A 9,643-nucleotide genomic window follows, 5' to 3' on the forward strand; every position below is an offset into this window, starting at 1 on the left:
CCGCCGTGACGTCCGAGGCGGCGAAGACGGCGTCCAGGTCGGGGCGGTGGGCGAGCAGACGGGCCATCGCACGACGGCCGCCCTCCTCGGTGAAGTCGCCCTCGGCCACGAGGAGTTCGTCGGCCTCCCGGCCCGCGTCCCGCAGCGCGTCGCGGTAGCCGTCCACACGGCGCTGGGCACCGTAGACGTCCAGGTGACCGGTGATGTGGGCGATGGTGCGGCGGCCCCGGGCCAGCAGGTGCTCCACCGCCGAACGCGCGCCGCCGTAGTTGTCGGAGTCCACCGAGGTCAGGGTCTCCCCCGCCGAACGCGGACCGCTGATCACCGCCGGGATCTCCAGCTGGGCCAGCATGTCCGGCAGGGGGTCGTCCGCGTGCACCGAGACCAGCAGGACGCCGTCGACGCGGTGGGCCGCCAGGTACTGCGCCAGCCGCTGCCGCTTCCGGTCACTGCCGGCGAAGGTCAGCAGCAGCTGCATCTCCGTGTCCGACAGTCCGGCGCCGACGCCCCGCAGCATGTCCGAGAAGTACGGCTCGGCGAAGAAGCGGGTCTCCGGTTCGGGGACGACCAGGGCGATCGCGTCCGTGCGGTTGGCGGCCAGGGCGCGGGCGGCCGTGTTGGGGACGTAGCCGAGTTCGGCGACCGCCGCCTCCACCGCGGCGCGGGTGGCGTCGCTGACCCGGGGTGAGCCGTTGATCACCCGGGAGACGGTTCCGCGGCCGACGCCGGCCCGTGCGGCGACCTCTTCGAGGGTCGGCCGACCGCCGCTCCGGCCCCGTGCTCCGTGGCCTGCGCCTGCCATTGGCTCCGCCCTTCCGCCGTCAAAACCGCTTTGGCCTGGAATCTAACAGTCATCCTTGAACGGGGGTCGTCCCCGGGGTCGTCCCCGAGGGCGGTCCCGGGGGCCGTCGTTCCGGTTCCGCCCGTGGCCTCGCCCGACCGTCCGGACGAGCCGGCCCCTCCCTCCCGGAAGGTCAACCTCCCGATTCCCCGCGTTAGTTAACAGGCCGATAACTGAACGAATTTGTCCTCGCTCACACCCTTGACACCCCCGCCCGAACCCGCAACTCTTCAACACATCACTTGTGGGAGCGCTCCCACAGTACCTGACACATACACAACCCGCACGTTCCCCGCCCGAGCCGCAGCGAACACACAACGGGCCCAACCATGCAGTTGGCCGGGGGGTCGGCACGTCAGGGCAACAGGAGGACGCAATGCGAGCACGATTTTCCACCTCCCGCAAGGCGGTGGTCCTGGCGGCAGCCGCGTCACTGGGCGTCGGGCTGCTGGCCGGCTGCTCCAAGGACAACGGAGGCAAGTCCGGCTCGCCGGACGGTGGCAGCGGCGGTGGCAAGACCACGATCACGCTGGGGCTCTTCGGCGCCATGGGCTTCAAGGAGGCCGGTCTCTACGCCGCGTACGAGGAGTTGCACTCGGACATCAAGATCCAGGAAAACGTCGTCGAGCGGAACGAGAACTACTACCCGGCGCTCGTCAACCACCTCACCACCAACAGCGGCCTGATGGACGTCCAGGCCGTCGAAGTCGGCAACATCGCCGAGGTCGTCGCCACCCAGGCGGACAAGTTCGAGGACCTCTCCAAGGCCTCGGGCGTGGACAAGAGCAACTGGCTGAGCTGGAAGTGGCAGCAGGCCGCCACCCAGGACGGCCAGGTCATCGGCCTCGGCACCGACATCGGCCCGATGGCGGTCTGCTACCGCAAGGACCTCTTCGAGCAGGCCGGACTGCCCACCGACCGCGACGAGGTCGGCAAGCTGTGGGCGGGCGACTGGAACAAGTTCCTCCAGGTGGGCGAGAACTTCAAGAAGAAGGCGCCCGAGGGCACCTACTTCATGGACTCCCCCGGTGGCCTGATCAACGCGGTCCTCGCCAGTGAGAAGGAGAAGTTCTACAACGCCTCCGGCGAGGTCATCTACAAGACGAACCCCGCCGTCAAGGCCGCCTTCGACCTGACCGCCAAGGCCGCCCAGAAGGGTCTGGTCCAGTCGCAGACCCAGTTCCAGCCGGCCTGGGACCAGACGATCGCGAACAACAAGTTCGCCACCGTCGCCTGCCCGCCGTGGATGCTCGGCTACCTCAAGAGCAAGTCGCAGCCGGACGCGGTCGGCAAGTGGGACGTCGCCGTTCCGCCCAAGGGCGGCAACTGGGGCGGTTCCTTCCTGGCCGTGCCCAAGAGCGGCAAGCACGTGAAGGAGGCGACGGCGCTCATCACCTGGCTGACGGCTCCCGAGCAGCAGGCCAAGCTGTTCGCCGTCCAGGGCAGCTTCCCGAGCGCGCCGGCCGCCTACAGCAGCTCCGAGGTCACCGGTGCGAAGAACGAGATGACCGGTGACGCGCCCATCGGCAAGATCTTCGCCGAGGCCGCCAACACCATCCCGGTCCAGGTGATCGGCCCGAAGGACCAGATCATCCAGCAGGGTCTGACGGACAACGGGGTCATCCTCGTGACGAAGGGCAAGTCGGCCGCCGACGCCTGGAAGACGGCCACCAAGACCATCGACAACAACCTGGAGAAGTGACCGGTATGGCCACCCGGCACGACACCGCCGCGCCCCCCGCCGAGGGGGGCGCGGCCCCGGGCCGCCCGGCCGCGGGCGCCGTGCTCGACCAGGCGGAGCAGCGGCGCCGGGCCCGGCTGTCCCGCCGCTGGCAGCGGGACATGCGGTGGAGTCCGTACGCGTTCGTCTCGCCGTTCTTCCTGCTCTTCGTCGCGTTCGGCCTGTTCCCGCTGATCTACACGGCGTGGGCCTCGCTGCACACGGTGGAGCTGACCGCGCCGACCGACATGGAATGGGCGGGCCTGCGCAACTACACCCGGATCTTCGACGACGACTTCTTCTGGAACGCGGCGAAGAACACCCTGACCATCGGCATCATCTCCACGGTCCCGCAGCTGCTGATGGCGATGGGCATCGCGCACATCCTGAACTACAAGCTGCGCTCCTCGACCTTCTACCGGGTCGCGATGCTCGCGCCGTACGCGACCTCGATCGCCGCCGCCTCGCTGGTCTTCGTGCTGCTCTTCGGGCGCGACTACGGCGTGATCAACTGGGTGCTGCACTCGGTCGGCTTCGACCACGTCGACTGGCAGAACGACAAGTGGCCCTCGCAGATCGCCGTCTCCACGATCATCATCTGGCGCTGGACGGGCTACAACGCGCTGATCTACCTCGCGGCGATGCAGGCCATCCCGCAGGACCTGTACGAGTCGGCGGCGCTGGACGGCGCCAACCGGTTCCGGCAGTTCTTCCACGTCACGCTGCCGCAGCTGCGTCCGACGATCCTGTTCACCGCCGTGGTGTCGACCATCGGCGCCANNNCAGCCAGGTCTTCGGCGAGCCGCTGCTGTTCGACGCCAACAAGGGCGCCTCCGGCGGCGCGGAGCACCAGTTCCAGACCCTCGGCCTGTACCTGTACGAGCAGGGCTGGGTGAACCAGCACCTGGGCCGGGCCTCCGCGATCGCCTGGACGATGTTCCTGATCCTGATCGTGATCGGCATCGTCAACTACGTCATCTCGCGCCGGCTGCGCGCCAGTAGTTAAGGAGTACCGGCCGTGACGACGACCCTGACGAAACCCGAGGCACCGGCCGCCGAGCCGCGCCGGACGCGCCGGCCGAAGGCCGCCCGCGCGGGCGGGCAGCTGCACGCCGGCCCGATCGCGTACGTGATCCTGGCCCTGTTCACCATCGGCTCGCTGTTCCCACTGGTGTGGACGGCGATCGCCGCCTCCCGCGACAACAACCGGCTGGCCCAGACCCCGCCGCCCTTCTGGTTCGGCTCGAACCTGATGCACAACCTCCAGGTCGCCTGGACGGACGCCAACCTGGGCAAGGCGTTCGTCAACACCACGATCGTGGCGGGCATCTCGGCCACGACCGTCGTGTTCCTGTCGACGATCGCCGGCTTCGCCTTCGCCAAGCTGCGCTTCAGGGGCCGCGGCGCCCTGATGCTGATCGTGATCGGCACGATGATGGTGCCGCCGCAGCTCAGCATCATCCCGCTGTACATGATGGTGGCCAAGCTGGACTGGACCGACCAGCTGCAGGCGGTGATCCTGCCGTCGCTGGTCAGCGCGTTCGGTGTGTTCTTCATGCGGCAGTACCTGCTGCAGGCGCTGCCGGACGAGATCATCGAGGCCGCCCGGGTGGACGGCGCGAGCAGCTGGCGCGTGGTGTGGCACGTGGTGTTCCCGGCCGCGCGGCCGGCCATGGCCGTGCTCGGGATGCTGATGTTCGTACAGACCTGGAACGACTTCCTGTGGCCGTTCCTGGTACTGACCCAGACCGGCAACCCGACCGTGCAGGTCGCCCTCGCGGGTCTGGGCCGCGGCTACACCCCCGACCAGTCCCTGATCATGGCGGGCGCGCTGCTGGGCACGCTGCCGCTGCTGCTGGTCTTCGCGGTCTTCGGCAAGCAGATCGTGGGCGGCATCATGCAGGGCGCGGTCAAGGGCTGACGCCCGCGGCCCCGCCCGCCCCCTCCTTCCCCTCCTTTTCCTTCCCCCTCCGACCCGTCGGTCTTCACGACCACTTCTGGGAGCGCTTCCATGTCTGAGTCCGCACAGCCGGTGACCCCGGTGACCTTTCCACCCTCCTTCCTCTGGGGCGCCGCGACCTCCGCGTACCAGATCGAGGGGGCGGTGCGGGAGGACGGCCGTACGCCCTCGATCTGGGACACCTTCAGCCATACCCCCGGCAGGACCGCCGGCGGCGAGACCGGTGACATCGCTGTCGACCACTACCACCGCTACCGCGACGACGTGGCCCTGATGGCGGACCTGGGCCTGAACGCCTACCGCTTCTCGATCTCCTGGTCGCGCGTGCAGCCGACCGGCCGGGGGCCCGCCGTGCAGGTGGGCCTGGACTTCTACCGCCGCCTGGTCGACGAGCTGCTGTCCCGCGGGATCAAGCCGGCCGTCACCCTCTACCACTGGGACCTGCCGCAGGAGCTGGAGGACGCGGGCGGCTGGCCGGAGCGGGACACCGCGCTGCGCTTCGCGGAGTACGCGCAGCTCGTCGGCGAGGCGCTCGGCGACCGGGTGGAGCAGTGGATCACTCTCAACGAGCCGTGGTGCAGCGCCTTCCTGGGCTACGGCTCCGGCGTGCACGCGCCCGGCCGCACCGAGCCCCTGGCCTCCCTGCGCGCCGCCCACCACCTGAACCTGGCGCACGGCCTGGGCACGCAGGCGCTGCGCTCGGCGATGCCGGCCCGCAACTCGGTCGCGGTCAGCCTCAACTCCTCGGTGGTACGGCCCGTCTCCCAGGAGCCGGCGGACCTGGCGGCCGTACAGAAGATCGACGACCTGGCCAACGGCGTCTTCCACGGACCGATGCTGCACGGGGCCTACCCGGCCACGCTGCTGGAGGCGACCTCGTCGATCACCGACTGGTCGTACGTCCAGGACGGCGACCTGCGGACCGTCAACCAGCCGCTGGACGCGCTCGGCCTCAACTACTACACGCCGGCGCTGGTGGGAGCGGTGGACGCGGCGCAGCAGGGCCCGCGGGCCGACGGCCACGGGGCGAGCGCGCACTCGCCGTGGCCGGGCGCGGACGACGTGGCGTTCCACCAGACGCCCGGCGACCGCACCGAGATGGGCTGGACGATCGACCCGACCGGCCTGCACGAGCTGATCATGCGTTACGCCCGGGAGGCGCCGGGGCTGCCGCTGTACGTCACCGAGAACGGCGCGGCCTACGACGACAAGGTGGACGCCGACGGCCGCGTGCACGATCCGGAGCGCATCGCCTACCTGCACGGCCACCTGTCGGCGGTGCGCCGGGCCATCGCGGACGGCGCGGACGTCCGCGGGTACTACCTGTGGTCCCTGCTGGACAACTTCGAGTGGGCCTACGGCTACGGCAAGCGGTTCGGCGCGGTCTACGTCGACTACGCCACCCTCGCCCGGACCCCGAAGTCCAGCGCCCACTGGTACGGGCGGGCGGCCCGCACCGGGGAGCTGCCGCCGGTGGACGCCGCCTGACGGGTGGTCGGGCAGTCGCGCGCCCCGGCCGGGTGGGGGGTGAACCGGCCGGGACGCGTTGCCCCGCTGTTCACGGGGGGCACCACGCTAGCGATCCGGGATCCGGCAAACCGGTTGATCTGGGCGGGCGTTGAGAATTTTAGGGTGCTCTTAAGGGTGGGATCGGGAACGGTTGAGGATCGGGACCGGTCTGCCCGTCCGGCGCCGGCGCACGGTTCCCCGGTGGCCCCTGCGCACCGGCCTGCGGCCGTCGACCTGGATCCAGATGCGCACCTCCGTGCCGCCGAGCACGGAGGAGCCGATCCGCACGTCCCCGCCGGTCGACTCCGCGAGCCGGCGCACGATGTCCAGGCCGAGCCCCGTGGAGCCGTCGGTGCCGGAGCCCCGGCCGCGCGCCATGGCCGCCTCGGGGTCGGATATGCCGGGGCCCGCGTCGGAGACGAGCACGATCACCGCGTCGTCGGCGTTGTGCACGTCGACCGCGAAGGCCGTGCCCTCGGGGGTGTGCCGGAAGACGTTGCCGAGCAGGGCGTCCAGCGCGGCGGCGAGGTCGGCGCGGGCCACGGGTATGCGCACCGGCCGCTCCACTCCGGCCACCCGCCACTTGCGGCCCTCGTCCTCGGCGAGCGCCGACCAGAACTCCATCCGCTCGCGGACCACTTCGGCCGCGTCGCACCCGGCGCCCGGACCGGCGGCCGCGGTCTGCGGCTTGGCCTCACGGGCGGTACGGATGATGGTGTCGACCTCGCGCTCCAGCTGGGCGACGGCCTCCCGGGTCTGCTCGGCGGCCGGGCCGTCGCCGAGCGAGGCCGCGTTCAGCCGCAGCACGGTCAGTGGCGTGCGCAGCCGGTGGGACAGGTCGGCCGCCAGCTCCCTCTCGTTCGCGAGGAGTTGTACGACCTGGTCGGCCATGGAGTTGAACGCGACCGCCGCGAGCCGCAGTTCGGTCGGCCCTTCCTCGGGCACCCGGGCGCCCAGTCTGCCCTCCCCCAGTTCGCGCGCGCCCTCGACGAGCCGCCGCGCGGGCCGCACCATCCGCACACCCAGCCGGTCGGCGACGGCGACCGAGCCGACGACGAGCGCCGCGCCCACGCCGGCCAGCACCGCCCAGGCCGTGCCGACGCCGTTGCTGACCTCGGACTCGGGGACGTGGACCTCGACGACCGCGATGGCGCCGGAGCTCAGCGCGACCGGCTGGAGCAGTGCGGACCCGCCGTCCACCTCGGTGGTGGAGGCGCGGCCCATCTTCCGCACGGTCGCGATGTCCTCGTCGGCGGCCCGGCCGCGGCCGATGTCGACGGCCGCCGTGCCGTCGGTCTCCGGTATGTGCACGGCCATCCGCGCGTCCGAGCCGGCCGAGGCGACCACCCGCTCCAGCTGCTCGCGCTCGGTGGTGATGGACAGCGCGGGGGCGACCGCCGCGGCCTGGCGCTCGGCGTTGGAGAAGGCGCGGTCGCGGGCCATCTCCTTGATGACCAGACCGAGCGGGACGGCGAAGGCGATCACGACCATGGTGGTGACCGCCAGGCAGACCTTGACCAGTGCCCATCTCATCGCGGCGGCTCCGCTCCGGGCGGCTCCAGCTTCACGCCCACGCCCCGCAGGGTGTGCAGATAGCGGGGCCGGGCGGCCGTCTCGCCCAGCTTGCGCCGCAGCCAGGACAGATGGACGTCGATGGTCTGGTCGTCGCCGTAGGACTGCTGCCAGACCTCGGCCAGCAGCTCCCTGCGCGCCACGACCACGCCCGGCCGCCCGGCGAGGAAGGCCAGCAGGTCGAACTCACGGCGGGTCAGGTCCAGCCGTACGCCGTCCAACTCGGCCTGGCGGCGCAGCGGATCGACGGTCAGGCCGCCGACGCGGAGCACGGTGGACGAGGGGTCCTCTCCCGCTCCGGAGCGGGCCCGGCGCAGTACGGCGGACATGCGCGCCGACAGGTGCTCGACCGAGAACGGCTTGGTCAGGTAGTCGTCCGCCCCGGCGTTGAGCAGCCGGACGATCTCCGCCTCGTCGTCCCGGGCGGTGGCGATGATGACGGGCACGTCGGTGATGCCGCGCAGCATCTTCAGGGCCTCGGAGCCGTCCAGGTCGGGCAGTCCGAGGTCCAGGACGACCACGTCGAAGCGGAAATGGGCGACCTCGCGCAGCGCCTCCAGCGCCGTACCGACGCTGCGCACGGTGTGCGAAGCCTCGGTCAGGTGCCGGATGAGCGCCGAGCGTACGAACTGGTCGTCCTCGACCACGAGCACACTTGCCATGCGCCGCACCGTACGCCATGCGGGCACACCCGGTCCGGGCCTGTGGACAACTTCGGCCGGGCTCCCGCCGCCTGTGGACAGCCTCACCCCGAACGCGTTCGAACGACATGGGTGTGGCGGGTGAGGCAGGATGGCCGCGATGTACAGAGGACTCGTTCACGTACTGGCGTGGTCGCTCGCAACCGGCGCGGCGGTCACGTTGTCGTGGTGGGGCGTCCACACGGTGATGGCGGGCACGGCCTACGACCCGCCGCGCGCGCTGCCCATCACGGCGGCCGGCGCGACCACGCAGGAGCCGGGGCCGCAGGCCTCCTCCACCCACCGGCCGCCCCCGTCCAAGAGCCCCTCGCCCACGCCGAGCCGGACCCCCGGCGAGCGGCCGGCCGCCCCCGGTTCCTCCGAACCGGCACCCCCCGCGAGCACTCCGGTTCCTCCCCCTTCTCCTTCTTCCTCCCCCTCTCCCACCGCCTCCGGCCAGGTCAAGAGCTACGACACCAAGGGCGGCCGGGTGGTCTTCGACCTCGGCGAGGCCTCGGCGAACCTGGTCTCCGCGACTCCGGGCACGGGCTGGTCGATGCAGGTGTGGAAGACGGAGACGTGGATCCGCGTGGAGTTCACCTCGGACACGGACCGGGTGTCGGTCATCTGCGCCTGGCACGACGGACCGCCGCACGTGGACATCGGCAGCTACTAGGACCGGTCCGGGCAAGTCCTGCGGCCGCACGCCCGGTTCAATGGAAGACAGAGGGCGGTGGGGCCGGTGAGGCGACGGCCGTGGTGTCCGTGACCGGTACGGCTCCTCCGGTGAAGTCGGTGAGCGCACGGCCGTGTTCGACACGGGCCGGGTGCGGGTCGGAGGCGGCCCGGCGGGTCAGTTCGGCGACCGGCAGCGGCAGGTCGGAGGCGACGAGCACCGCGTTGCCGAACCGCCTGCCGCGCAGCACGGCCGGGTCGGCGACCAGCGCGAGCTGCGCGAACCGGGCGGCGGCGGTGGCGATCTGGCCGCGCAGATGGGCCAGCGGCGGGCCGTCGGCGAGGTTGGCGGCGTAGACCCCGCCCGGCTTCAGGGCCCTGCGGACCTCGTCGAGGAACTCCGTGGAGGTGAGGTGGGCGGGCGTACGGGTGCCGCTGAACACGTCCGCGACGACCAGATCGGCCCAGCCGTCCGGCACCTTGGCGAGCCCCTCGCGGGCGTCCGCCGACCGCACCCGTATGCGGGCGTTGGTGTCCAACGGCAGCTCACGCCGCACCAGTTGGACCAGGGCCGCGTCCCGCTCGACGACCTGCTGGGTGGAGCGGGGCCGGGTCGCGGCGACGTACCGGGCGAGCGTGAGCGCTCCGCCGCCGAGGTGCACGGCGTGCACCGGTCTGCCGGCGGG

At 71.4% G+C, this 9,643-nt stretch carries 8 protein-coding genes and 2 pseudogenes; 6 read left to right on the top strand and 4 right to left on the bottom strand.

Annotation, left to right across the window (positions count from 1 at the left end; translation table 11 throughout):
• Positions 1-802 (bottom strand): LacI family DNA-binding transcriptional regulator (locus RH94_RS38345; protein ID WP_234426362.1); only part of this gene is annotated, 802 nt, incomplete at its 3' end.
• 415 nt (positions 803-1,217) lie between these two features.
• On the opposite strand from RH94_RS38345, the gene RH94_RS38350 reads away from it, so the two are divergent.
• The 5 genes and pseudogenes from RH94_RS38350 to RH94_RS38365 all read left to right on the top strand — a co-directional run bounded on the left by RH94_RS38350 (position 1,218) and on the right by RH94_RS38365 (position 6,009).
• On the top strand, positions 1,218-2,543 hold the full coding sequence (locus RH94_RS38350) for an ABC transporter substrate-binding protein (protein WP_073952888.1): 1,326 nt from the start codon (positions 1,218-1,220) through the stop codon (positions 2,541-2,543).
• A gap of 5 nt (positions 2,544-2,548) precedes the next feature.
• Positions 2,549-3,341, top strand: a 793-nt coding sequence (locus tag RH94_RS38355) for a carbohydrate ABC transporter permease (protein WP_234426368.1), incomplete at its 3' end; no start/stop codon positions are given.
• Between the two features lie 3 nt (positions 3,342-3,344).
• A pseudogene (locus tag RH94_RS46025) lies at positions 3,345-3,567 on the top strand (sugar ABC transporter permease); the annotation flags it as partial.
• A 12-nt stretch (positions 3,568-3,579) separates the two neighbouring features.
• Entirely contained in the window at positions 3,580-4,482 is a 903-nt protein-coding gene (locus RH94_RS38360) for a carbohydrate ABC transporter permease (protein ID WP_073952889.1), read from the top strand.
• A gap of 90 nt (positions 4,483-4,572) precedes the next feature.
• Positions 4,573-6,009, top strand: coding sequence for a GH1 family beta-glucosidase (locus tag RH94_RS38365; RefSeq protein WP_073952890.1), 1,437 nt, complete (start codon positions 4,573-4,575; stop codon positions 6,007-6,009).
• A gap of 150 nt (positions 6,010-6,159) precedes the next feature.
• Here the strand turns inward: RH94_RS38365 and RH94_RS38370 are convergent, their stop codons facing one another.
• Positions 6,160-7,563 (bottom strand): sensor histidine kinase, encoded by a 1,404-nt coding sequence (locus tag RH94_RS38370; RefSeq protein WP_073952891.1) that lies wholly within the window; start codon positions 7,561-7,563, stop codon positions 6,160-6,162.
• Positions 7,560-8,264 (bottom strand): response regulator transcription factor, encoded by a 705-nt coding sequence (locus RH94_RS38375; RefSeq protein ID WP_073952892.1) that lies wholly within the window; start codon positions 8,262-8,264, stop codon positions 7,560-7,562. Before RH94_RS38375 ends, RH94_RS38370 begins: the two co-directional genes overlap by 4 nt.
• A 139-nt stretch (positions 8,265-8,403) precedes the next feature.
• Here RH94_RS38375 and RH94_RS38380 point away from each other — a divergent pair, with 139 nt between their 5' ends.
• On the top strand, positions 8,404-8,958 hold the full coding sequence (locus tag RH94_RS38380) for a hypothetical protein (protein WP_073952893.1): 555 nt from the start codon (positions 8,404-8,406) through the stop codon (positions 8,956-8,958).
• A gap of 37 nt (positions 8,959-8,995) precedes the next feature.
• On the opposite strand, the pseudogene RH94_RS38385 reads toward RH94_RS38380, so the two are convergent.
• Positions 8,996-9,643, bottom strand: a pseudogene (locus RH94_RS38385) (spermidine synthase); the annotation flags it as partial.

Source organism: Streptomyces kebangsaanensis (assembly GCF_001906585.1).
Lineage (GTDB): Bacteria > Actinomycetota > Actinomycetes > Streptomycetales > Streptomycetaceae > Streptomyces > Streptomyces kebangsaanensis.

What these genes read in the sequence shown, in the direction of transcription:
- RH94_RS38350 (WP_073952888.1), top strand. Translation starts at nt 1,218, where the DNA reads ATGCGAGCACGATTTTCCACCTCCCGCAAGGCGGTGGTCCTGGCGGCA.
- RH94_RS38365 (WP_073952890.1), top strand. Translation starts at nt 4,573, where the DNA reads ATGTCTGAGTCCGCACAGCCGGTGACCCCGGTGACCTTTCCACCCTCC.
- RH94_RS38370 (WP_073952891.1), bottom strand. Translation starts at nt 7,563, where the DNA reads ATGAGATGGGCACTGGTCAAGGTCTGCCTGGCGGTCACCACCATGGTC.
- RH94_RS38375 (WP_073952892.1), bottom strand. Translation starts at nt 8,264, where the DNA reads ATGGCAAGTGTGCTCGTGGTCGAGGACGACCAGTTCGTACGCTCGGCG.
- RH94_RS38380 (WP_073952893.1), top strand. Translation starts at nt 8,404, where the DNA reads ATGTACAGAGGACTCGTTCACGTACTGGCGTGGTCGCTCGCAACCGGC.